Annotated in this window: 16 protein-coding genes and 1 tRNA gene; 8 read left to right on the forward strand and 9 right to left on the reverse strand. The window is 60.1% G+C overall.

The annotated features are described in order from the left end of the window. Nucleotides 1–729: 729 nt before the first annotated feature. From HS101_05730 to HS101_05750, 5 genes are all read left to right on the forward strand, one after another. Complete coding sequence (locus HS101_05730) at nucleotides 730–1,854, forward strand: hypothetical protein (protein ID MBE7505773.1); 1,125 nt, start codon at nucleotides 730–732, stop codon at nucleotides 1,852–1,854. Between the two features lie 99 nt (nucleotides 1,855–1,953). Next, a complete protein-coding gene (locus HS101_05735) occupies nucleotides 1,954–3,276 on the forward strand; it encodes an RnfABCDGE type electron transport complex subunit C (GenBank protein ID MBE7505774.1) in 1,323 nt (440 codons plus the stop codon). Then, on the forward strand, nucleotides 3,273–4,457 hold the full coding sequence (locus HS101_05740) for an RnfABCDGE type electron transport complex subunit D (protein MBE7505775.1): 1,185 nt from the start codon (nucleotides 3,273–3,275) through the stop codon (nucleotides 4,455–4,457). Before HS101_05735 ends, HS101_05740 begins: the two co-directional genes overlap by 4 nt. 102 nt (nucleotides 4,458–4,559) lie before the next feature. Beyond that, a complete protein-coding gene (locus HS101_05745; protein ID MBE7505776.1) occupies nucleotides 4,560–5,594 on the forward strand; it encodes an ornithine carbamoyltransferase in 1,035 nt (344 codons plus the stop codon). A gap of 115 nt (nucleotides 5,595–5,709) precedes the next feature. Then, on the forward strand, nucleotides 5,710–6,654 hold the full coding sequence (locus tag HS101_05750; protein MBE7505777.1) for a carbamate kinase: 945 nt from the start codon (nucleotides 5,710–5,712) through the stop codon (nucleotides 6,652–6,654). Between the two features lie 50 nt (nucleotides 6,655–6,704). Here the strand turns inward: HS101_05750 and HS101_05755 are convergent, their stop codons facing one another. Beyond that, nucleotides 6,705–9,302 (reverse strand): hypothetical protein, encoded by a 2,598-nt coding sequence (locus HS101_05755; GenBank protein MBE7505778.1) that lies wholly within the window; start codon nucleotides 9,300–9,302, stop codon nucleotides 6,705–6,707. 963 nt (nucleotides 9,303–10,265) lie between these two features. On the opposite strand from HS101_05755, the gene kynU reads away from it, so the two are divergent. Next, nucleotides 10,266–11,561, forward strand: a complete 1,296-nt coding sequence (kynU, locus tag HS101_05760) for a kynureninase (GenBank protein ID MBE7505779.1) — start codon at nucleotides 10,266–10,268, stop codon at nucleotides 11,559–11,561. A 30-nt stretch (nucleotides 11,562–11,591) separates the two neighbouring features. Here kynU and HS101_05765 read toward each other — a convergent pair whose 3' ends face one another. Next, entirely contained in the window at nucleotides 11,592–12,062 is a 471-nt protein-coding gene (locus tag HS101_05765; protein MBE7505780.1) for a hypothetical protein, read from the reverse strand. Continuing rightward, nucleotides 12,043–12,399: a helix-turn-helix transcriptional regulator gene (locus HS101_05770; protein MBE7505781.1), complete on the reverse strand. Its 357-nt coding sequence runs from the start codon at nucleotides 12,397–12,399 to the stop codon at nucleotides 12,043–12,045. Before HS101_05770 ends, HS101_05765 begins: the two co-directional genes overlap by 20 nt. Before the next feature lie 93 nt (nucleotides 12,400–12,492). Between HS101_05770 and HS101_05775 the strand changes: the two genes are divergently transcribed. Then, on the forward strand, nucleotides 12,493–12,834 hold the full coding sequence (locus tag HS101_05775; protein ID MBE7505782.1) for a hydantoinase B/oxoprolinase family protein: 342 nt from the start codon (nucleotides 12,493–12,495) through the stop codon (nucleotides 12,832–12,834). A 360-nt stretch (nucleotides 12,835–13,194) separates the two neighbouring features. On the opposite strand, the gene HS101_05780 is transcribed toward HS101_05775, so the two are convergent. From HS101_05780 to HS101_05805, 6 genes are all read right to left on the reverse strand, one after another. Beyond that, nucleotides 13,195–15,975 (reverse strand): hypothetical protein, encoded by a 2,781-nt coding sequence (locus tag HS101_05780; GenBank protein MBE7505783.1) that lies wholly within the window; start codon nucleotides 15,973–15,975, stop codon nucleotides 13,195–13,197. Further along, nucleotides 15,972–16,943, reverse strand: coding sequence for a glycoside hydrolase family 130 protein (locus HS101_05785; protein ID MBE7505784.1), 972 nt, complete (start codon nucleotides 16,941–16,943; stop codon nucleotides 15,972–15,974). The genes HS101_05780 and HS101_05785 overlap by 4 nt, the downstream gene beginning before the upstream one ends. Beyond that, a complete protein-coding gene (locus HS101_05790; protein ID MBE7505785.1) occupies nucleotides 16,940–18,979 on the reverse strand; it encodes a sodium:solute symporter in 2,040 nt (679 codons plus the stop codon). The genes HS101_05785 and HS101_05790 overlap by 4 nt, the downstream gene beginning before the upstream one ends. Before the next feature lie 358 nt (nucleotides 18,980–19,337). After that, nucleotides 19,338–19,408: transfer RNA gene (locus HS101_05795), tRNA-Gln, on the reverse strand. Nucleotides 19,409–19,696: 288 nt separating this feature from the next. Beyond that, a complete protein-coding gene (locus HS101_05800; GenBank protein MBE7505786.1) occupies nucleotides 19,697–21,418 on the reverse strand; it encodes a hypothetical protein in 1,722 nt (573 codons plus the stop codon). A 67-nt stretch (nucleotides 21,419–21,485) separates the two neighbouring features. Next, entirely contained in the window at nucleotides 21,486–22,811 is a 1,326-nt protein-coding gene (locus HS101_05805; protein MBE7505787.1) for a hypothetical protein, read from the reverse strand. A 792-nt stretch (nucleotides 22,812–23,603) separates the two neighbouring features. On the opposite strand from HS101_05805, the gene HS101_05810 reads away from it, so the two are divergent. After that, the gene (locus HS101_05810; GenBank protein ID MBE7505788.1) at nucleotides 23,604–24,260 is read left to right on the forward strand and encodes an LON peptidase substrate-binding domain-containing protein; all 657 of its coding nucleotides are present in this window, start codon (nucleotides 23,604–23,606) and stop codon (nucleotides 24,258–24,260) included. Nucleotides 24,261–24,365 lie beyond the last annotated feature (105 nt).

The following is a 24,365-nucleotide window of genomic DNA, read 5'->3' on the forward strand; positions in this document are numbered from 1 at the left end:
CCAGCCCTGTGTCGCTCATTTTTCACCCAAATCGCGAACCACCCCAACCCACGCCCACCACAAGTGTTGCCACAATCTCCGCGAGGCTTGTGTCACCTTATGTCACCTTCGCTTTTGCAGGATTTACGCGAACGCCGCGCCCCCGATCCGAGCCGCGCGCGTCAGCAAGCGGTACCAGAAAATCCGGACCCCCAATCGAATTCAACACCAACCGCCGACCCAATCAGTACCGCCGCCTCTGCATTCTCCTGGACCCTCTCGAATGCCCCCCGCGCAACCCCGCCGCCGCTCAAAATTTCGACGTTTCGACTTTTCGACGTTTCGACGTTTCCGCCAAGAAAACCACCCAAATCGCGAACCACCCCAACCCACGCCCGCCACAAGCGTTGGCACAATCCCCAAACCCTTGTGTCACCTTATGTCACCTTCGCTCTTGCAAGACTTGCGCGCGATCAAAGCCTTTGTCTTCACCCTGGACCCCTTTGCCCCTCGGTCCCTTGGCCCCTTTTTTTCGCCTATTGTCACCTTCGATTTTGCAGCACTTACGCGCGACCAGGGAGGCCGCTTGCCATTGGCCGGTGCCGGGCTATCCTAAGAAATACCTGTTGGCCCGGCCGAAAATATTGGTGGGCGCGGTTTGCCTCGTTCACCGGCCCCGACAGGCTAAAAAAGCACCTCGCCGGACGTGCCCTCGCTGGTCGGAGGAATCGAAAAAAGATGTCAAACGGAATGGATTCTGCCGCCTCCCTCGCTTACTCCCCGTTCGCCGGTGTGAGCAGTCGAATCGGCATCACCAGATGGAACTTCATCAAGGCCGCCCTCGGCACCGCGGCCATCGTCTTTATCTTCTGGACCGCCTACAAATTCGAGCGCGACTACCTCAACCGCCACCCGGCCGACATCCGCTACATCCGCGAGGCCAGCGAAGCCGCGATGCGTTACATCACCATCCCGCACATCATCATCGGCTTCCTGTTTCTCGTCTCGTCGAAGAACAACAAGAACGTCCGCTCGCGCATCTGGACCGTCGCCTTGCTCATCCTCGGCGGAATCCTCTGCGCCCTCTACTATCGCGGCGGCGGCAGGACCGACCTCGTCCTGTCGGTCGGCGTATACTTCTACTTTCTCGTCCACGAATTACGCGACGAGGCCATGTTCTACACCGTCCTCGGCGAAGCTGCGCCCATTCCCGACAAAAAGCTCTTCAAGGGTTTCGTCCGCTGGATGGTCCTCCTGATCGTATGCTCCCTCCTGGCCTTCGTCCTGGCCGCCGCCCCGACCGGCTTCTATGTCAGAAAAATGACCGCGTCCGACACCGGCCTGGCCAGCCTCGGTCTGGCCGGCACGGCCTGGTTCGACGGCTCCATGTCCACCCCGATGAAGATCTTCGCCGGGGCCTTCCCGCTGCTCGTCGTCGCCGCCGGATACACCTACGTCCTTCGCCGCTACAGCCGGGCCTTCGGCTACGACAGCGTCAGGAGCTTCATGCAGGCTTACGACAAGTTCTTCTTTGTCATGTTCGGCGTCGCCGCCGTCCTGGGGCTGGTCATCGTCCTCACCCAGCGCTTCTACGCGCTGATCCTATTCCACGTCGTCGCGTGGTACGTGTTCGCGTCATATCAGTATTCCAGAAACCCACCGAAGGAAACGCCGAAGAGCTGGTGGCAGTGGATGCGCACAACGCCGAAGGGCTTCAAAACCCTGCACATCGGCATGGCCGCCATTCTCATGGTCATCGGTCTGGTCTGGACCATCGGCCTCAACCTGCACCCATCGCTCGACTGGCTGCTGGCGCCCGAGTCGTTCCTCTACTGGACGATCATGCACATCACGGTAAGTTTCGTCCCGCGATAGCTTTCCGTGCCCCGCTTGCGCCGTGTCGCTCCCGGTTTTCCACGATACAATCACGCCTCGTGATCGCACTTACCAAACGATCAATCGGGAACACGTTGAATGTCACTCTTGGTTGACCTTCTGGGACCGCGCCAGGGATTTGAAGGCGGCTTGTTCTTGCCCGACTTCAAATCCGCCACCGCGCGCCGACCGATTGAGACAATGCCCGCCGACGTCCCGCTGAATGTCCCGCTGCAGGCAGCCGCCTCCTGCAAGACGCGCACTCTCGTCTCCCCCGGCGAGCGCGTCCTGCAGGGCCAGTGGCTCTCCGCCCCAGCGGACGTGAACTCCCTGCCCGTTCACTCCCCCGTCTCGGGGCGGATCGTGGAGCTGTCTCGTGCCTGGACCGCAAGAGACGGATACCTGTCCAGCGCAGTCATCGAGCCCGACGGCCGCGCCGAATCCGTGCCGCAACAGGTCGGCTGGCAGGGTGAATCATTCATGGGCCAGCTCGCCAACAAAGGCGTCTTCGCCGCATCGTCGCGAAAGCCCGCCCACGTCCTGTTGCAGAACGCAATCGCATCCGGTGCAACGGAACTGATCATCAACGCCATGGAGACAGAGCCCTATCTCACCGCCGAGCTCCGATTGCTCGTCGAGCAGCCCGGCCGCATGGTCGATATGGCCTGCGAGTTGGCGGATGCGATGGGTGTCTCGCGGCTGATTCTGGCCATCCCTTATCGCCATCGTCGCGTCGTGCGACGAATCATGTCCGAAGTGCAGGGCCGACACGTGGAGGTCGTGCCGCTCTCCAATAGCTATCCACAGTGCCATCCGATTATTCTGGTTAAGACGGTGCTCGACAGAGAAGTGCCGCCGGGTGGAGATGTGCTCGATGTGGGGGCTGCCGTACTGTCCCCACTGACGCTTCACGCCGCGGCGGACGCAATCTTTTCGGATCGACCCCAGACTCAGGTGGTAATGACAATTTCCGGCGACGCGGTCGAGCACGCCGGCACCTATCGAGTGCCGATCGGGATGCCGATTCGTCGCCTTGCGGAGCGCGTAGGGTTGCTTGGTCCGGTGGAGCAAATGGTCTGGGGCGGCCCGCTGACCGGCGTGTCACTGACGCGCGACGACGCGGTGGTGACGATTGACACGACCGCGGTATTGTTCTTCCTGAAGGCGGAAAAGGCCGAACCGGTGCCCTGCATTCGCTGCGGCTGGTGCGTGGAGGATTGTCCCACGGGATTAGACCCCTCAGCGCTGGTTCAGCTTGAGGCCGAGACCTCCGTGCCGCGACATACGCTGACGCACCTGAAGGCGTGCATTGACTGCGGCCTGTGCAGCTACGTCTGCCCCGCGTCCCTTCCACTTGCCGCGTCGATCAGCCGATCGCGGAGCCGCTTCTCACGATTTCAAAATTCGACGGTCAGTCCATGAGTGCCAACCCGATTGCATATCAAACCGGTTGGATCGCCCGGTCGGCACCTCACCGGCTCGGCGGAAGCACGGTTCAGGACATTATTCGTTCATGGACCCTGGCCGGAGGCATCGTCGGACTTTTCGGCACGCTCCTCTTCGGCGTGGCCGCGGCGAAAGTGCTGCTGGTAGCGATGGTCTCCGCGGTATTGACTGATTTTGTCGTTGGCTATGCCCGTGGGCGCGGTGTCGTCGGCGGGCTCTCTCATGCGGCTCTCACCGGACTGTTGCTGGGGCTGACGCTTCCCGCCACGGTGGCGTGGTATGTGCCGACGGTCGGCGCCGCGGTCGCGGTGGTATTCGGCAAGGTTGTCTTCGGCGGATTCGGACATTATTTCTGGCAGCCCGCGCTGGTCGGACGCGTGGTGGTGCAGCTTGTGTTTCTTCCAAGCCTGTCGCTGGGCTCTGTCGAATCGGTGAGGCCGGTCTTAGCGCCGGGGCACTTGCTGGTCGGCCGACTCGACTCCAATCAAGAAGTCTCCATGGCGGGTTACCGCGGCTGGCAGGACATGCCCGCGACTGCCGGGAACGATGCGCTGTTGATGCCGACGCCGCTGCAGTCCCTCCGCGCGTTTGCCGAGGGAAAAGTGAAGCCGGATGGCGACCTTGTCTATACGCCGCTGGTTCGTGACATGCTTCCACCCTGGGAGGACACGATCTTCGGGACGATTCCCGGCGGGATCGGTGAGACCTGCGTCCTCGCGCTGCTCGTCGCCGGGCTGTATCTGATCTATCGGGGATTCATTCGGTGGCAGCTTCCGGCGACAATGTTCGCGGCCGCGTTTCTTGCCGCCGGACTGCTCCCCGTCGAGTACGGCGGGGCCGAAGGGGGATACGATTGGTTCCCCATCTTTGCCGTTGAGAATGGTCGCGCCGTCGGACTGGCGTATGTCATGTATCACCTCACGTCCGGCGGACTGATGCTGGGAGCTTTCCTCCTGGCAGGCGACATGGTGACAACGCCGATGCGGGCCAGCGGTCAGATCATCTTCGCGGCCGGCGTGGGGACGCTCACGATCTTCATGCGACTTTACGGAGTGGCCGAGTGCGCCAGTTATTGGTCGATTCTCATTTTAAATACGCTGGTCATGCCGATCGATCGGCAAATGAAGCGAACCGTGCTGGGCGTGGAGGAGTTGTGAGCGTGCGCTGGAGGAGATCGCGTCGGCGGCCTCTTGCGAAGTCGCACGTGCTTTGGCTTATAATGCAACGCATCGGAATAAACTGATCGGAGACAACGCAACATGACGAGTCATCTCAAGGGACGCGACTATATCGAGACGCAGGACTTCACCACCGCGGAGATTGATGAGCTTGTCACTCTTGCGCGGGACCTGAAGGCCAAGTTTCACCGGGGCGAGCCGACCATCCTGCTGCCGCATCAGACCGTCTTTCTCCTTTTCTTCGATAACAGCACGCGAACGCGCAATGCCTTCGAGGCCGGCGCCACGCAGTTGGGCGCCCACGCCCACTTCCTCGACAGCAAGGTGACGCAGATCGCTCACGGCGAGACGGCGAAAGACACTGGTCTCATCCTGGGATCGATGGGCCACGGCATCGCCATCCGCCACGACCTGATTCTCGACGAAGGCAACAAGTACATGCGCGAGGTTGCCGAGGCCACCAAGAGTCCGGTGATCAACATGCAGTGCGACGTGGATCATCCGACGCAGACCCTCGCGGATCTGATGACCATCCGTGAAGTCTTCGGCGACGATCTTCGCGGCCGGAAGATCGCGGTGTCCTGGGCCTATTCGCCTTCCTATGCCAAGCCGCTGTCCGTGCCGCAGGGACTCATCACGCTCATGACCCGCTTCGGCATGGACGTCACCCTGGCTCACCCGCCGGAGTATCGCCTGATGGATCGTTGCATGAAGGACGCGCGCGAAAATGCCAAGGCAGCGGGCACGAAGTTTGAGGTCGTCGACAGCATGGACGCCGCGTTCGATCGGGCGGACATTGTCTATCCCAAGAGCTGGGGCCCCTATGACCTTATGCTCCAGCGGCGCGATGCGAAGAACAACGAAGACATGAAGGGCATTGAAGAGAACATGCTCTCGATGAATGCCCGATACAAGAGCTGGATCTGCAATGCCGAGCGGATGCGCAAGGCCAAGCCGAACGCAATCTATATGCACTGTCTACCGGCCGACCGCGGGGCGGAGGTCACCGACGAAGTGATCGACGGAAAGCAGTCGGTCGTTTTCCAGGAGGCCGAAAACCGGCTGCACACCGCCAAGGCGATCATGGCGGCCACCATGCGTGAAAGGCCGTACTGACCACACTGGGGGAATGGCCAGAATCAGGGTGGGTACATCTTGATCCCCCCTCACGGGGCCGCCATAAAGAGGGCTTCCTCGCCATCGTGCCCCGCATTGCCCGATACATTTACTTATGAAAACCGTAGTCGCAATTGGTGGGAACGCCCTTGTGTCGCCCGGCGGGGCCGGTGACATCGGGGATCAATTTGGTCGCAGCCGCGAGGTCGTCAGGTCTCTGGCCAATCTGGTCGAGCAGGGATGGCAGGTCACTGTCACTCACGGCAACGGTCCGCAGGTCGGCAACATCATGCGCCGGGTGGAGCTTGCATCCGGCGAGGTTTATCGCATCGATCTGGGCCTGGCCGTCGCCGACACTCAGGCGGGCATGGGCTACATGATCGCGCAGACCTGGATGAACGAGCTGAAGCGCCGCGGCCGCGATGCGGTCGTCGTGGCGCTCGTGACCTCCTGCGTCGTCGATCAGAATGACCCGGCGTACCAACGGCCGACCAAGCCGATCGGGCCGTTTCTTTCACAGGAGAAGGCTGAGTATCATCGCCAGCGCGACGGCTGGTCCATCATCGAAGACTCAGGCCGCGGTTGGCGGCGAGTCGTTCCTTCGCCGCGACCGACGCGCATCGTCGAGATGCCGATCCTTGTCGACATGGTGAAGAAAGGGCATCTCATCGTGGCCGGCGGCGGCGGCGGCATCCCGGTGATCGAAATTGAGAACGGTGAAATGCACGGGGTAGAGGCCGTGATCGACAAGGACTTCACCAGCGCGATGATCGCCGCCGAAGTCGGCGCTGAAACGCTCTCACTGGTCACCGCGGTCGAGCACGTCTGCATCAACTACGGCAAGCCGAATCAGGAGGCACTTCGCAATGTCAAAGTTGCGAGACTCCATGAATTGATCGCTGAAAAACAGTTTCCCGAAGGATCGATGTTGCCGAAGATTCGCGCGGCGATCGACTTCATGGACCGCAGCGACCGCCCGGACGCCCGCGCGGTGATCACCAGTCTCACCCACCTGCCGGCGGCCCTCGCCGGCGAAACAGGCACCACGATCACGAGGTAGCCGTCCGGCACACGGTAGTGGTGCCACTGCTTCCATTGCATCACGACGATTCACTGCAATAAGGCGGACACCAGGATTTCAATATCCAGTTCGGAAAGGACCCCGTCAGCGTCAAGGTCCGCAGCACAGACACCTGCATCACTCGACTCTGAAAGTAAAATGGCATCAACAAGTGTCTGCACATCATGCCCATCAACAAAACGATCCCTGTTAAGATCGGGCGTCACTCGTGCGGAACGACAGGATACATCCAACTGAGCAGCCCGACTGATCTTGATTCCGGCGGAATTGGTGATGGCTACATCGTATTGTCCGCGGTCGTTCAGTCGAATACTGGAGATTCGAAGCGTCTCCGTAGCCGCCCCCGAGAACCGCTCGCCGTCGGCAAGGTCCTGCCCGTCAAGGCGCCATCGGTATTGAAGCGAATCCCCTCCGCCCGCCTTCACATTGAAGAGCGCCGATTCATCCACGCCGCGCTGCAGACTTGCTGGCTGGCGAACGATGTAAGGCACGCGCAGTCCCCAGCGGGCGACGCCGACTGATTGAATTCCGTCAACCGAGTTGAACTGCCCACCTACGTAGAGTCCCGGCGGGTTGGGCCCGTCAGCGTCCTCGTCGAAGACTGTGAGACTTCGCGCGTCCAACCACGAACGCGCCGCGAACCTTGCGAATCCAGTCCACTGATGACCGTCCCATCTTAAAAGCGAATGTGATTGATTGTCGCCAACAAACTGGAAAGCGCCTAGCGCTAAGAGGTGAGGCGGGTTGCCGCCGGGGCCGTCTTCGTCGAAGACTTTCATTGATTTGGCGGATGCATTGTCGATTCCACCTACGGGCGTCCAATCAAAACCGTCGGGTGATTTCGCGCCGGCGACGAGGCTCCACGTTCCATTCTCGTATCTCGCGATGCCTTGGTAGCGCCGCTCGTCGGCAAATCGAAGGTGCCCTGATACGTAGAGTCCTTCAGGAACCGCCGCCGAATCCTCGGGCCGAACAACCACGAGGGAGGTTATTCCGCCTTCTTTGGCATCGCCCACGGGCATCCATACCTCGCCGTTCCATGCCGCTATCCCACTTGCAGGAGCGCCGCCGGCCTGGTCGAAGTGTCCGGCGACGACCAGCACGCGGCTCCGGGGGTCGCCATCAACCATCTGCCACTCTGTCAGCGAATCTACCCTCGCCCCATACGCCGCTGTGACCCCGCTTCCTACACGAGACCACGAGTATCCGTCCCACCTGGCAATATTCTCGCATTGAATTCCATCAACTGAGGAAAAGACTCCGCCCACATAGAGCGGTGGCGGGGTCCCCTCCACGCCGTTCTCGTCAAATGTCTGCAAGGTCAAGACTCTTAGTCCCCCGAACTCCTGGCTTGTCATCGTATTTGCCACAGGCACCCAGGTTTGCCCATCCCACAATGCAACGTTGGTAGCAGCAATTTCATTGATTTTGCGGAAGTCTCCCCCGACTACGATTTGTGGTGTCCCGCCCGTATCGTCACCGAAATTTACCGCCTCCACCGCATAGACGTTGACAGGGTTTTCGATGTTTCCAAGCGAATTCCATTCCTCGCCGTTCCAAACTGCCACCGATTGAGTAATGTTGCTCCCCGCCGCATAGAAATAACCAAATGCATAAAGCTGCTCTGGCCGAGGTCCATTGCCGTCGGGATCGATCGCTCGCAAAGCGTGAGGCCCACGCCAAAGGCCATTCCCAACGCCCACGAATTCGGTGCCGTCCCATTGGATAAAGCCCCTGACCGTATCCAGATCACTCCAGAAACCCCCTCCGGCGAAAAAGCTGGCATCGCGTCCACCGTCACTGTCGTCGTCGAACATCCCGAAACTCGTAACATCGGAATAGCCCCATCTACGAATCACGGTTTGCAGGGGGCTCCACTCGAATCCGCTCCATAGAGCTACCCCACCTGGATATGATCCAGATTTGTTGGTAACAAGTGAACGGGGCAGTGGTCCTTCGCCGTCGACATCGAACACGCCAAGTTTGTCCGAGTATGACTGGCCGACTCCGGGCACCGGTGACCAAGTGTTCCCATCCCATCGCACATGCCGCAGGTAATTGGGGTAATTGGGCAGGCGGATGTACCCCGTTGCATACAAGTAGCCCTGACCTGGGTAATCTCCGTCGGGATCGAAGAACGCGAGGTCGTCGATCCAGCCGCTCAACCCATCTCCTATCTGCGACCAAGCATTGCCATCCCACTTTGCGCACATTTGGACCGGCGCAGTGGGATGCCACCATCGGAAATCTCCGCCTGCGTAGAGCGCAGCGGGCAATGGACCCGGGCCATCTTCGTCAAAAGCGACAAGTGCATTTACCTGGCCGCCTGTGACGTACACGGATTCGTCTGCCGGTGACCATTGTGAACCGTTCCAGCACCAAATGCCGGTTTCGATTCGACCTGCGGCGAAGAGCCTTGGTAACCCAGGGCCGGAGCCGTCATCATCAAATACTGCAAGATCGTAGATGGGCCCAGCCGGATGGAAGCACGGCGGTGCGCAAACACGTGTCCATGCGGTTCCATCCCAACGGAATATTCCGCCCTGGCCGTTGATTGCGAACCCGTAGCCGACGACGTAGAGACTCTCCGGAATCGGCCCTGGCCCGTCTTCATCAAACACCGTCATCGCGAGGACTCCCGTGTAGGGTGAACCTGACGAAACCGACGAAGCGCTTCCCCCGACGTCGGTCCATCGCACCCCATCCCAACGAGCGATTGCCGCCACCCACGGACCGCCGACACCTGCGGTGCGAAACGATCCGCCGGCGAAAAGGCTTGGCAGGCCCGGGCCGGGGCCGTCTTCGTCGAAGACGGCCATACACCGAACGACTCCACCGTCGAGGTCTCCGGTAGCAAACTGATCCGACCAGCCCGGTTCGGGTTGCCCCAGAACGGACTGTGAAGTCGCCGCCACGGCACCTAAGGCCCAGTACATCGCGCATTTTCTTTTCATCGACGGCCTCCTTAGCTACACAAAGCCGAGAGCCTCCTTTGCTGCATTGAGAGCCTCCTCTTCAACCACCATCAGCCTCCCTTCACCGGCAAAATCCTTGCGCAGGCGGCCCGCCTGCGATGTTTGCAGTTGACATGCGCCGCCCTGACGCTCAGCGACGCGGACCCATCGCTGCCCGGCTTGGCGCGCGGAATTATCGTGTGCACGACGTAGCGCGCGCAAACCAAGCGCGTAAGCAACGCACACTCAATTGTCGAGATGAAACGGATCGTGATATAAAGGGAGGCGGGAGGGAGTCGGCCGATGGCCGTCAATTGACAACCACCGGGAATACCAGCTTAAGAATGAATAAATGGCAAATACGGGATGATTCGACTCCTACCGGATCCACTTTCATACGACGGATGCCGATTCCTCACGACTTTACTATACCCGATAACTCGGGCATCGGCAACATTTTTCTACCGCGGTGAAAGCAATCCGCGCGGCACTCGACGAGTTTAAGACGTTCGCGTGAAGGCATGACCAGGGACTCGTCGCACGCTTCGTCCCAGGCTTGGCGTTCGGCATGGCGGTTAATCGTCTAACCGGGTCGGTTGGTAGTTCGCTGCCCAAGCGGCTAAATTATCCTCTGAAATGGCCGCGCAAAAGAAAACGCCAAGCCCGCACTTCGAGGCCTCTGAGTCCTTTGCCCGCGGGCTGGACGAAAAAGACCCGCTTCGCGCATTCCGAGATCGCTTCTGCATTCCGACCGGCCGGGACGGCAAGCCGGTCATCTATTTCTGCGGCAACTCGCTCGGGCTCATGCCGAAGGCGGCAAAGGATGCGGTCGAACAGGAGTTGGAAGACTGGGCGCGGCTCGGCGTGGACGCGCACTTCGACGGCCGGTCGCCGTGGTACCGCTATCACGAGCAATTCCGCGAGGCGGCGGCGCGACTCGTCGGGGCGCAGCCCGGCGAAGTCGTCATGATGAACAGCCTGACGGTGAACCTGCACCTGATGCTGGCGACCTTCTATCGACCCACGCGCAGCCGTTACAAGATCCTAATCGACACACCCTGCTTTCCCTCGGACATGTACGCCGTCAAGAGCCAGGCGGCGATGCACCGGTTCGATCCGAATGATGCCGTTGTCATGACACGACCTCGGGAAGGCGAGCACTGCATGCACACCGGCGACATCGAATCGCTGCTGGAGGATCATGGCGACATGATCTCGCTCGTGTTGTTTGCGGGTGTGAACTTTTTTACCGGTCAGCACTACGACCTCCGGCGCATCATCGCGATGGCGAAGCGCGAGGGCTGCGTGGTCGGACTCGATCTGGCCCACGCCGCAGGAAATGTGCCGCTCTCATTGCACGACTGGGGCGTCGATTTCGCGGTGTGGTGCAGCTACAAGTATCTCAACTGCGGACCGGGTGCGGTCGCGGGGTGCTATGTACATGAGCGTCATGCGAGCAATCCCAGTCTGCCCCGGCTGGCGGGATGGTGGGGCAACGATCCGGCGACTCGATTTCAGATGCACCTGTTGCCGGATTTTGTGCCGGTTAGCACGGCGGACGCGTGGCAGGTGAGCAATCCTCCGATCTTTTCGATGGCGCCGCTGCGGGCGTCACTGACCATCTTCGACGAGGCGGGGATGCCGGCGCTGCGTACCAAGTCGGAAATGTTGACGGGCTATTTGCGATTTCTCATCGAGACGATGCCGTCGAAGCGATTTGAGATCATCACGCCAAGCGAGCCCGCGGCGCATGGTTGTCAGCTTTCGATCCTCGCCCGGGACGACGCCAAGGGACTGTTCAAGCGGCTGGAGGAGGCGGGGATCAAGGGCGACTTTCGAGAACCAAATGTCATCCGCGTGGCGCCCGTACCGCTGTACAACACGTTTCACGAAGTGTGGCAGTTTGCGCAGGTTCTCGCCGAGAAGGCCTAGCGCCGCAGCCGTCCGCGTACCCGGCAGTCTCTATTTTTCCAAGTGTTTCCGCATCGCCTTGTCGAAAAGCCACATCCAGCCCTGGTGCGTGCTCTCCAGCTTGGCGTCGGTGATCTGTCCAAATGAGGTGTCCGAAACCTGCAATATCGTTTTTTTGCCGGACTTTTTGAAGGTGAATTTCAGATTGACCATCGCGGGGCCGCCGAACGCGGGCGTGAGGTAACCGATGAGGTCCACCGATTTGCCGGGATCGACACCGATGACGTTGCCCCATACGAGACCGGCGCCGTTGCCCCAGTCTTCGTACATGCGGCCGCCGAGCTTGGCTTCGATGTGGAAGCCCTTGGGCGACGGGACGTTGTAGAATTCCGCCGGCCACCACTTGGAGGTTTCGCTGAACAGTGCCTTCCAGACGCGCTTGACGTCGGCGTTGAAGGTGAATTCGAGTTCGGCCCGGGCCACGCCGAAGTCGGTCTTCGTCTTACTTTTTTTTCCTGCCATTTTTTTTGTCACCTTTCCGGCCTTCAATGTGCCGCTGAAGACTCAACAATCCCGTCGCCCAGACCGCTCCGTAGGGGCGCACCCAACGTTCGTAGATCGCGCGGATGGGCACCGCGTTCAGATGATTCCACCGCTCCCGGCCGCGCCGGCGAACGACGACAAGCCCGGCGGACTCGAGGACGGCGAGGTGCTTCATGACGGCGAAGCGTGAGAGTCGTCGAAACGACTCGGCCAGTGCGCCGGTGGTTCGCGGTCCGTCGCGGAGCAGATCGAGGATTCGCCGCCGAGTGGGGTCGGCCAGGGCTCGCCAGACGGCATCCGATGCCGAAGATTCCATATGTGACCATATGGTAACATATTAACGGGTGGAACTGCAAGGGGTATTCGTCGGACTTCAGAATGGGCGAATTTCGAGAGAATCCGCGCTGGGGTGGACTGGATATTCAAACTGCTCGATGTCTCTCTGGTGACACAGTGTCGCGCCATGGCGCCCGATGGCATCGCGGGAGGAGATCCCGGTAAGCCCGGAGTGAATTCGCTCATTCGGGCGGGGTCCAAGTCCGACGAGTCCGCCGAATTCATGCCGTCGATCTGTCACCGACTTGTTCAGGCCGGCGATGTTCTAATTGTTGAAACACTCGGCGGAGGCGGCTATGGAAGTGCGCCGAATGCGATTGGCGATGTCCCCCCAGAGTCGGGGCGGTGCTCACAGCAACGCTGGCAGCCATACTCCTCTTCCTCGGAAGCTATTCGGCTGTTGAAAAGCTACTGACGTGTCTGGTCGGGCTGATGGGCGCCGCGTTTATCGTGACGGCGATCATGATCGGGCCCGACATTCGTCACCTGCTTTCAGGTCTCCTATCACCGAGCCTGCCGCCCCACTCGGTCTTGACGGTCATGGCACTCATTGGGACCACGGTTGTCCCCTATAACCTTTTCCTCCATGCGAGCGCAGTCCAGCAGGGATGGAGCGAGGAACTTCCACTGGGGAGGGCATTGCGCGAATCGCGATGGGACACTGGCCTCTCCATCGGGTTCGGCGGATTCATCACCACCGCGGCGATTGTCACCGCGGCCGGTCTTCATGGCGACGCGGCAGCCATTGACGGTGCAAGTGACATGGCACGGCAGCTCAGGCCGTGTGCTTCTCAAACTCAATTTCGATCGTCGCGATTTTGTGCGGCCCCAGGGCAACTTCAAGGATCTGGCCGCCGTGCATCGAGAGTTTTTCTTCGCGTTCCTCCAGCAGATTTGTCCGCCACGCCGCCTCAGCTTTCTTGCCAAGTCTCAGCGTCTCCGTAACTGCTGTGTCAGACTGATTGAACACGCGTACGACAAGTGTGTCTCGCGTCTCATGCTTCTTGATCGCAGTGATCGCTGCGTGCGAAGATGTCGCTTCGACGAGTCCCGCTCCCCCGAGCACCTGCAAGTCCTCAACGCCCTGAACCACGAGCGGGGGCACACGCCACGCCTGACAAGCGTGTCTGACTCTCGCTGACAGCCAGCTTCCGACATAGGGCATGACGGCGTACTCGAATCGATGAGTACCGATGCATTGTGCGTCCGGTGTACTCAAGGTGGGGCCTGCATTTTGCCGACGCCGAGTTGAGAAATCGTCCCTTGATAGCCACCCGACGCACCGCAGCAACGTCATTGCCATTCCCACGCCGCCAGTGCCATCGTTGAGCGGCTCCATCTCCGGCAGTCCACGGTTGAAAACCGCCAGCCCGCCGCGATCATCCTCGACCGCCGAGAATTCCTGCTGCGGGTACGTTTTCGGGCTTGGCTGGACCCATGTAGAACCATCCGGTCGATCCAAGGGCCGCGCGTTGACGAAGAAGTGGCCGTCGCTCCAGATCCGATCAGTCTTGATGCCGAACGGGAATCGTGCTCGGAGTCGATGGTCCCTCGCGAGATTTTCAATTTCAAGCTTGATATCAACGACACCATTTAGCGCATTGAGTCCGATTCGTGCCCGTACCCGGCAAGCTACGCGGTCTTTCGTGCGGGCCGAGCGATCCGGCATGATGGCTGACGGTAGCGCCAGGTCAAATTGAACTTCCAGCGCGCCCACGAGGCCGGAATCTCGATAAGTTGTGATCGCTCCAGCGATTCCTGCCGCTGTGATCGTCTCCGTCTTTTCGCACGGCGCGAAGTCGTATTCGTCTCCGATGTCCTCGGTATCCTCAAGGAAGTTCATCCCTTGGTAGGTTCGTCCGGTGGACTTGTCGGTCAGGTCAAATGTCGCATTGGGATGAACAACGACACGACAGAATGCGTTCTCAATGATGGGGCCCTTGATGACAACTGGCTGCGGCAGATCCCGGGACGTCGCGGTCGCAGGCCTGTCGGTCAGGCAATAATTGACATGGCCCACCGGCGGCAGTTCGTCCGCCACGAATTGAAGCAGAACATATCGATCCGTGAGCGGTGTCTCGACTTTGTCCCTCAGTATCCGTGGCCCGAAGTCGCGACGATAGACCTCGAACTGGTCGAGTTGTGGTTGAACATCGAGAAACAGCCGGTAGTCCACGCCCCAGAATCGCTCCACGTACGCGAGATCAATGATTGCGTGCGGCAGCTCGCGACCCCGGGAGTCAACAAGCCGCAGTTGATCCACGTCGGCGCAGCAAGGCTGCAGAATCACAAGCCGTTCGATCACGGCCGAGCGCCGATGAGGGAGCGTGTTCGCCACGCACAGAACCGTGTCCCTATCGCCGGCGTCCTCCCGGGCGAATTCGGGCGCGAGAGCTTCCATTTGGCGAACCATCGCCTCTTCCGCCGTGTCTATCACGCCGCGGAAACGGGGAATCATTTCGGCGTGCACTTCATCAATGCTGCATCCGCAGATCGAATCGTGCGGATGATTCTTGAGAAGAAGCTTCCATGCGTACGCGATCGCCCCCGCCGGGTATTGCCATCCCAGCATGAAATGAACATAGGCCGACAGCGGCTCGAGATATGCTGACAGCAGCGATTGGCACCGGTCGTTGAGCTGCTTGAGGTACATCCTCGCCGACCAGACACCCGACAGCACATGGGCGAGCTTGCCGCTCATCAACTCGCCGCGATACGACTTGAGCTGATGTCCGCACTTCCGGACATCGCGAAGATACTCCGACAAATCGCTGTGACGAAACTCGACGTCGGAAAAGTCCACACGGAGCCGGGCCATGATGCGGGCAAAATCTCGTTGCGGCGGAAAGTGATCGCAGCCATTGTTGAGCAGAGCGACGGATGATCGGGCGCGCTCGCCGATGACTCGAAGCAGCTCGCCGACGCGCTTGGATGCGAGGTCCAGATCCACAGTCTTGCGAGTATGGGAATGCCATATTTCGCGATGACCCAGCCCAGCCGCATTGCAGTATCCGCCGGTCTGTTGAATGGCGAGCACTTCACTGCCGTCGGGCGCCACCCAGGTATACTCTAGGCCAAGCTCGTCAATTTCGTCGCCGTTACCCCTCCAGTAAATAAACGAATCGAGCTTCGACTGCCGGAGTAGCTGCGGCATCTGGGCGACGTGCCCAAAGGTATCCGGCATGTACCCGACCTGGTTCCAACCCCCCATTTCCTGACACACACGATGCCCGATGAGTACGTTTCGAACCATCGCCTCGGCGCCGACCAGAAACTCATCCGGAAGAATATACCATGGCCCAATGGAAAGCCGCCCGGCCCGAATGTGATTGCGAAGTCGTTCCTTATCTTCCGGGTGAATCTCGAGGTAGTCCTCCAGAATCACCGCCTGCCCATCGAGCAGGAAATGCTTGAACTCTGAATCGCTTTCCAGCGCTTCCATGACCGCCTGAACGGTCCGGCATAGCCACGTTCGATAGACGTGAAATGTACGATACCACTCTCGATCCCAGTGGGTATGTGAGACAATATGTGCGACGCGCGGGTGGTTTTTCATGAGACAGACTCACACGCATCCAGAATCTCATTGATCGTGGTCCTGGCCAGGCAGACGCAGGTGTCTGCGGCGCCGTAGTAAACCCGAACGATGCTGTCCATTTCGGCGACGCCCTCTGTGCCCGGTGAATCGATGATCATGCCGCTGGGGAAAACGACATTCGGGACCTGACCCGTCAACTCATACTGTTCACGTGGTTCAAGTAGGTTCCGGCGGCTCCGAGCAAGGACCTTCCGCGGATTGGAATAGTCCAGAAGCACGGCCCCCGCCTGGTAGATATTGACGCTGGCGAAGTGAGTTGCAATGCCATGATAGAGATGCAGCCATCCGTGGCGCGTTCGCACCGGCGGCGGACCCGAGCCGATTAATTCGTCCCAATACCGCCAGCGTCCGTCCATGACGGGCCCGGCGCTTCGCCATGAAACAAGATCGTCTGACTCCGCAAGTTCGATCATCGAACCCGAGACCGGCCCTCCGTTCTTCGCCGGTTGATTCGGTCGTTGAAGCCGAAGAAATCGCCCGCCGATTCGCTCCGGAAAGAGTACGCCGTTTCGCCGGTCACCCTCCGGATCAAAGGAAACCAGCTCAAAATCGCCCTCATTAAGACATCGTCCAATGGCCAGGCGACATCCTTCATCCGTATCAACTGCGAATACCCCGTACAGGTCTCCTTCGAGAATGGTCAGGCGCGGGTCGTAGATGTGATAGGCGCGAAGCGGCTGCCGCTCGATTCCTCGCAGATCGACAACGTCTGGGTGCACAATCCAGCGCTCGCCGCCGTCGCCCGGTCGCTCCGCCCACATCAGCAGGGTCTGTCGTCCGCGCGACTGGACTCTGAGCAGCAGGCGATCTCTGCCTTTCCAATGAACCGCCCCGGGATTAAAGACGGACGATACGTCGACAAGGTCGGGTCGACCGGGCGGAATGTCGGACCGGGTGATAATGGGATTGCTGCTGTACCGCCTCACTGGGCCACCTTCTCGTCGCGCACGATGCCGTCATCATGGACATCGCGCTTCATCGTTCGAAGCTGCTGTAACATCGCATGGATGTCCTTGAATCCGCCAATTGTGAACCAGATAACCACTGTCAGTGCAATGCCGACCTGAATCCAGACATAGACCTGCCAAAAACGCATCCAGCCCGCATCGAATTGACGAAATCCCTCCCCGGACGATCCCACCGTGAGCATGTAAACCGTGCCAACCGCAAAAACGATGACCCATGCGGCCGTCCACAAATAGGTGCTGATGTACAGGAATTTATCACGACGGGAAAAATAGCGATTCATGCCCAATACGCGCCAACCGACGGACGTCTCTCCCTCAGTCTCGGGTTGACAGGTCTCGACCGCATGTTTTCCGCGATGCAGGAGACTGTCCAGTTCAAACTTCCGCGGGCGATAGATCAGCGACACAACAACGTATGTTGCCAGGCAGCATGGCATGGCCAGGCCCCACAACTCCTGCCCGTTCGGCAGATGGCTGCTCAGCCATTCGCCGATCGCATCGACGCGAACTTCTCCAAGCCAGTTCAGCACGCCCCAGAGTGTACGCCCGCGTTCATGATAATCGGTATTTGCGCTCGCCAGCACGAGTCCGCCGAGGGCGATCCCGATCCCCAGAATCGCGGCAGCCCAAGCTCCTTCCGTGGTACCGCGCCTCCAGTACAGACCGCCGATGATAACGGCGCCCGACCACCCGGCGAAGATCGCTCCCGTCAGTGCGAGGAATAGCGCGATGGCCTGATTCTGCTCGTAGCAAAGCGCAAAGACAAACGTGAAAGCCGCGACGCCCAGGGCGGAAATCCGAAGCAGCAGCAAGTGACCGCGCGGTGAAATGGGCTTGCGCCGCAAAGGCAGAATCACGTCCTGAATCAGGATGCTGCTCCACGAATGCATATAAGCGCTTTGGGTACTGATGGACGCGCACAACATCAGTGCGGCGAATGCACCGAGAAGACCAGCCGGAAGCAAACCGGCGAGTGCCACGGGGACCCTCATCTGGCTCCGTGTTTCCAGATTGGCAATGTCGGACAATTGCGAGTCGACTCGCGTCTGCAGGTCGCCCCATGCCGCGTGATGCATCACGACAAAGATCAGGATCGGCAGAAGCATGATGAGCAGGCTCTGCGGGTAGCCGCGCCAAGTGCCGATCACCATTCCCATCTTCGCTTCGTGAGCACTCTTCGCCGAACTGTTATATCCCTGGGTACCCTGCCAGGACATTGCGTTGTACACGACCCCCATTACCCCGATGATGAAGAATCGAAAGTTAAAGGTCTCGACGTATCCTGTGTCGAATGGATTGATCTTGGAATGGCCCGGCGGCACCTGGGTCAGCACGTCGCTGATGTGCCGCCACGGGATTATCAGCAGCAAAAAAACCGCTAATCCCACGAACACTACATTAGCGAAAGCGCCCTGCAGAAAACTGGTCATCATGGCGGTCACCTGCCCGCCGCGGAAAACAAAGAAAACGGCCGTACCGAGCAGGAACAACATTACTAGGGGATAGGTCGGCGCGGAAAGAGGCCCGACCTGCAGCCGCTCCGGCAGGTGTATGAAGTGCATGAAGAAGCGCGCTTCGACGGCGGGAAAGATCCCGAAGTTGATAATGCCGGCCCCGAACGCAACCAGTCCGGCGAAGATCCGAAATCGTCTGCTGTAGCGGCGCTCGAAGAACTCCGCGAGCGTCAGGCAGCGGGTCGCCCGAAATCGATAATTGACCCAGCCGGTTACCGCCAGGACGACGACGACGACGGCCATGCTCATTCCCCACCACGACATGGCGAATCCGGCTTCGTAGTTCATCTGGAAGTCACGAATGATGCTGATGCCACCGAGACCCGCCATCCCCGAGGCAATCGCAAGAAGATAGCGGCCTGCCGTGCGGCCCGCGGAGAGATAATCCGCGACGCCCCGCATCCGTCGCCCTGCCTTCATCGCGCCGAAAAACAGGACGCAGTACATGCCTACGACAATGGACCAGTCGACGATGGTCATGGTGCCTCAAGGAGCTTGCCGGCAACGATCCCAGGGCGTCGCCGGCATGAGCTTATAGCGAATGCACAGGAGCCGACAGTTCCCTTAGTTGCTGCGCATAACCTTGCGAGCTGGCGATGCACACAAGCGAACCAGAGGACTTGATTTCCGGAGGTCATGCACACGCCAAAATGACTGCATGGCCCGAGCCCAGGCAGAATCCGAGATGCGCACGTCGGACCAAGCCGGCCGAGGAGTTCCCGATACACATGGCATGTGCATGGATTGGAAACGCCCAGAAATGAAGAGAAGAGATACCGCCGAAATCGCGATGACGACCCGAAAAACGCGTTTGAAGGTGCCAAAGCTATGTCACATACTGGCCCCCAAGGATTCGAACCTTGACAAACAGATCCAGAGTCTGTCGTGCTACCGTTACACTAGGGGCCAAAAACGAACAGACGAGTCTAGCCGGGCTGCGGATCATGTCAAGAAAGCCGCCTGATTCCGGGCAAGGTCCGTGAATACGCAAGTCTTGTGAAAGCCCTTGCTTAGTGGCGATTGCGCCACGGTTCGGCAGGGGAAGCGTCTCGCGATGGCGCGACCGTGAGGCGTATCGGCGAAACAAAAAGCTCCCCCGTGGGGGCGAGGTTCGCCGGCCACGGGGGAGTCGGTTGAATTATAAACGCCGTGCCGCGCGAGGGCGGTGCCATCGAGACGACGCCGGCGTGGGTGATGTCATTGAGCGCCCGGCGTCATCGGACCCGGCATGGAGGAACCAGGGATCGAGTATCCCGAAATCGGGGAGCCGGGAATTCTGCCGCCGGAGTTGCTGACTCCAGCCATGACGGACATCGGCATGTTGCCGATGGCGGTCATCGGGACGGGGAGGCCGTTGGGGCCGACTGCAACCATGGCCGGCGCGCCGAAGGGCATTGCGCCGCCGGGTGCATACGCATGGCCAGCCGTCATCGCGGGGACGGCGTTCTGTGCGATTTGCTTGAGAACGGCGTCGGGCGGAGCGAATTCGCGGTCTTCGCGTTCGCGCTGGGGCTCGGTGCTTCCCATAAGGTACTGCATCATGCACCAGAAGCGGACGCAGAGTCGCCGCGAGGTTTCAAACTCGGCCGTGGCGTCGAAGGCCAAGCGCAGTCCGGCGAGGCCGATGTGGGCCGGCGTCGGGATGTGCTGAAGCGTTTCGACCCAGTGAAAGTCGTGGTCCGTCGAGCAGGTCTCGTCGCCGGCGAGGAGGACGTCCTTCACCTTTCCGGAGGTGCTCATTTCGACGGCCGCGATCGGCTGTACGAAGTCCACGATGCGACCGCCGCCGAGTTTCTGGCAGGGCGACAGGGCGATCAGACCAGCGACGGCGCGCGTCTCGGTGACGAATGCCAACCATGACGAGCCAAGCTGCATGGCGAGCCGGTTGGGGTCGCCGCAGAGCAAGTGCACCTGGCTGAAAAGTTCCCGGGCGGGTTCGCCGAGGTTCATCAGCGTGAGTGTCTGCAGCATGACGTGCCATCGGATGTAGGCCGGGGGCACGGGCGAGTTTGCCTGGATCGTGACGGCGGCGACGGGATCGCTGCCGAGGGTTTCGATCATGCCACTGACGTAGGCCGGGCCGAGCTTGAGGGTGGCGAAGACATCCGCGAAGAGCGTCTCATGCCACTGCGCCCAGAGGACGGCCGCCTGTGGGCGAACGCCGCCGGAGACGGACTCGGTCTGAAGCTTGCCGGCGATTTCCCAACTGATGTTGAGATCGTGATAGACGCAGCGGCCCACGTCGTGGGCGACGGCGACGATGCTCCAGGGCTGGCCGATGAGCCGGCGCGGGATCGTCACGAGCGAGACCGGGATCTGTCGACCGAGGTTCATGCCGTGCTGCACGTGGTGCTGCCACGGAACGCGACCCTCGGGCACGTCGGCGAGATAGGCCAGCGGCGTGCGAGAGAGGCATTCCTTGGACACCAGTCCCCGCTGATGAGCGAGCTTGACGGTCGGCAGGTACAGATCGCGCATGATCGCGTCGATGGTGACGAGCTTCTGATGCAGCTCGTGACTGGTGTGCTGCCGCAGGACCTGGAAGACAAAACCGAAGGTGTCCTCGTTGGGCAGCACGGTGCGCAGTTCGGCGTCGTTGATGATCGCCAGGGCATCGTGGGGCCGACCCTGATCGAGCATGGTTCTTGCGCGATCGAGCTGGTCGTTGGTCTGCTCGAGGACGTAGTCATACCAGCGCGAGAGGGTCTTGAGCTGGGTGGCGACGGATTTGAGCCTCGTTCGCGTCAACTCAAGATCATTGGGAAAAGCGGCCTGCTCGGCCGGGGTAAACCGGACGAGCAGGTCTTCCTTCATTTCGCCTGAGACCTCGTCGCAATAGAGAGACCAGCGTCTGAGGCTGGCCTGAATATGGCGGGCGCGGTTGCGCAGGCTGACGAGTTTCTGTTGAATCGTGTTCATCGTGCTATTCCTTCTCGGGCATCACCCGTAATTGCTTCCCGAAAGAACGCTTAGCCGGCTTGTCGCATCAGATGCAGCAAGTGGGCGAGCACGAATTGACGACGCCGAACGGGCTGTAGTTTGGAACGGTCGATGCGGCACCGAATCCGCCGACGGTTGACAGCGGGTTGAGGCCGTAGGAATTGTTGACAAACGGCGTGGTGGTCGAGATCGGGGAGAAGCCGTTGGTCGGGTTCCAGTTGTTCCAGGGGGTCGTGTTGTTCCAGGGCGTCGCTGCGAACGACGGGATCGCCGAATTCAGGAGATTCCAAGGGGTCGTGTTCACGAATGGATTCGACACCAGGGACGGGATGCCGCCGAGCGGGCTCACGCCGAATGGGGAGGGCGAGAGGCGCGACCAGAGCGACGGGTTCAGGTTGTTGATGAACGGCGTGGCAGGATTCCAGCCGTTCCAGATCGGGTTGCCGATCGACTGATTCCAGATGGAAGAGCAGTTGAAGGGGTCAATGCTTGCGCCGACGGGATTGTTTGCGAACAGGGGATTTGCGAACGGCGCGATGCCGAACGGCGTGACCGGCGACGGACCGCTTACGAGCGGATTGACGTTTACGGCGAACGGGCTGGTCAGTCCCGGGAAATTGACCGGGTTGGAAAAAAAAGGGGTACCGAATCCCGGCTGCTGGATGGGATTGATCGTGCCGAACGTGCTGGTCATCGGGTTCACCCAGGCGCCGAAGTTCGGCGTCGAGAAGCCCGGCCGAAACTGCGAGATCGGATTCATGAACGGGGTCATGGGGTTCACGAATGCCGACGCGGGATTGACAAACGGGGTCATCGGGTTGACGAACGGCGTCGGGCCAAACGGGGTCGGCATGGCGCCGAAGAACGGATGGGCCGTCGCGCCGAAGTTGGGGATGAAGTTCATCGGGTACTGCGTCGAGATGCCGGTGTATGGGTTAACGGCGTAGTTGTACGGCGTCGTCGTCGGGCAGCCGGTGAAGGAATTCGGGGTCTGGTTGATGAATGGATTGAAGGTGTTGTAGGGGTTCATCGTGGCGTACGGATGGGCGTATGTGCCGAAGCCGGGCTGGACCCAGGGATTGACGGGCGTGGGGATGCAGCCAAATGGAGTCGGCTGATAGGCCGGGATGCCGGTCGGGATGCCGTAGGCCGTGGGGATGCCGTTGGAGAAGGGCATCTGTCCGGGGACAAAGTTCTGGAAAGCGTAGGCGGCGGGATTGGGCTGGCCGACCGGAATGCCTGCGTAGGTCGCGGCACCGAGGGCGGGGTTATAGGCCTGAGTGGGCTCGGCGGTACGAGCCTGGCCGTTGGTTCCGCAGGTCTGCGGATCGAGGGTGGCGGTGCCTCCCTGATATGAGTAGGCGTTAAACATCGTGGGCATCTCCTTGCCAAAAAGGCAACTCGTTACTTCTCGGCGATCGGGAAACCATCCATCCGCCACGGACACACGTCCGAGGCGATATCGCCGATGAGTCAGCAAAAATGTGTTGGGTGCGCCGCCGCGGATAAGACTCTGTCATCCGTCGGCGAACATCGCTGGAAAACTCTTCCACACCGCTCGTCGCATTCGTCATCGCGCCAAGTCGATGACGGGAACGCGAAGTGCCTTCGTCATCGGCGGTATGGCACGGCGGATAAAAGCCAAACATGCCTGAAACCATTAAGATTTCTTGCAATTACGGCGCGTGGATTTTTGATGCTGGGCGGGCCGTCGCGCGGCTGATTCGATTATCAGCATTGGCAGCGACGGCGCGACAGCACGGGCGGGTCAATCAATGCTGATAGCCGCAGCCGCGCTCGGCGCGATTTGTCATTAAGGCAGATTGAAGTCGGAAGATCGGTCGAAAGGTTTCCCTGAAGGCTGCCGGTTCCGCAAAATGGAATCCGACGAATCTACGCTGCGACGCCGTCCCGACGATGAGATCTCCTGGGGATTCGGCCTTTAGAATCAGGCCCGATCCGCAAAAAAAGACGTTGAGAATCGGACATTTTAGGGCGTCAGGCTCTTGAAGACGGCGCGGCGAGCGGTTTATTTTGTACTGGGAGCGATGCAAAGGTTTCTTGCTGACTATGCCGAAGTAGCCCAAGACGGCTAGAATCAAGCTGAATGGAGCAGGAGAACAGATTTTGTGAGGATGCCGTGATCAGGGATCAATGGATCCCGGTGTTTCCACTTCCCAATGTCGTGCTGATGCCTCGTCATGTGCTGCCGCTTCACATCTTCGAGCCCCGGTATCGCGCCATGACCCGCGATGCACTGGCCGGGTCCAGGCTGGTTTCGATCGCCCTGCTGCGTAAAGGCTACGAAGAGAAGTATCACACGCTTGAGGCTCCCATCCACGAAGTCGTCGGTGTCGGTCAGATCATGCGCAACGAGCGGCTACCGGACGGCCGGTACAACATCCTGCTTCAGGGTCTGAAGCGTGCCCGAATCGTCGCAGAGAATAGTGAGCTTTCCTATCGCCGGGCGAAAATGGAGCCGCTGGAGCCGGGACCGCTGCCCTGCGAGGTTGAGCTGGAGTTTCGGCGCAGCATCGTGGAACTGCTGGGCAGTCAGACGATGGTTGAGCTGGCCAGGCAGGGCAACTGGACGAATCTGCTCGAGCATCGCCATGCCTCATTTTCAGACCTTGTTGATGCGCTCGCCGCGTCGGTCCTGATCTGTCCCGATGAGAAACAATGTTTTCTGGAATTGGTGTGCGCCGCCAAGAGGGCCCGTTACTTGTGCGCCGCGCTTCAGTCGATGCAGTGCCGCCCCCCTGCCCCTCCGCCTCATGAACATCGGCCGAGAAGCTGGCCGCCGGGAACTTTCGACAACTAAGCCCGGAACCGCACGGACGCCGCGAGACCGCCGATTTTCGGCCCTGCCCGTCTATCGCTGTGTTGTGGGTGGGAGCCCACCACTGGGGATGGTTACCCAGGGCAA

The organism is Planctomycetia bacterium (assembly GCA_015075745.1).
Taxonomy (GTDB): Bacteria; Planctomycetota; Phycisphaerae; order UBA1845; family UTPLA1; genus UTPLA1.

Coding starts and splice junctions, on each gene's coding strand:
- kynU (MBE7505779.1), top strand. CDS start 10,266: ATGGCCGCGCAAAAGAAAACGCCAAGCCCGCACTTCGAGGCCTCTGAG.
- HS101_05745 (MBE7505776.1), top strand. CDS start 4,560: ATGACGAGTCATCTCAAGGGACGCGACTATATCGAGACGCAGGACTTC.
- HS101_05790 (MBE7505785.1), bottom strand. CDS start 18,979: ATGACCATCGTCGACTGGTCCATTGTCGTAGGCATGTACTGCGTCCTG.
- HS101_05730 (MBE7505773.1), top strand. CDS start 730: ATGGATTCTGCCGCCTCCCTCGCTTACTCCCCGTTCGCCGGTGTGAGC.
- HS101_05800 (MBE7505786.1), bottom strand. CDS start 21,418: ATGAACACGATTCAACAGAAACTCGTCAGCCTGCGCAACCGCGCCCGC.
- HS101_05750 (MBE7505777.1), top strand. CDS start 5,710: ATGAAAACCGTAGTCGCAATTGGTGGGAACGCCCTTGTGTCGCCCGGC.
- HS101_05805 (MBE7505787.1), bottom strand. CDS start 22,811: ATGTTTAACGCCTACTCATATCAGGGAGGCACCGCCACCCTCGATCCG.
- HS101_05770 (MBE7505781.1), bottom strand. CDS start 12,399: ATGGAATCTTCGGCATCGGATGCCGTCTGGCGAGCCCTGGCCGACCCC.
- HS101_05765 (MBE7505780.1), bottom strand. CDS start 12,062: ATGGCAGGAAAAAAAAGTAAGACGAAGACCGACTTCGGCGTGGCCCGG.
- HS101_05740 (MBE7505775.1), top strand. CDS start 3,273: ATGAGTGCCAACCCGATTGCATATCAAACCGGTTGGATCGCCCGGTCG.
- HS101_05735 (MBE7505774.1), top strand. CDS start 1,954: ATGTCACTCTTGGTTGACCTTCTGGGACCGCGCCAGGGATTTGAAGGC.
- HS101_05780 (MBE7505783.1), bottom strand. CDS start 15,975: ATGAAAAACCACCCGCGCGTCGCACATATTGTCTCACATACCCACTGG.
- HS101_05755 (MBE7505778.1), bottom strand. CDS start 9,302: ATGACGGTGTTTGATGAAGACGGGCCAGGGCCGATTCCGGAGAGTCTC.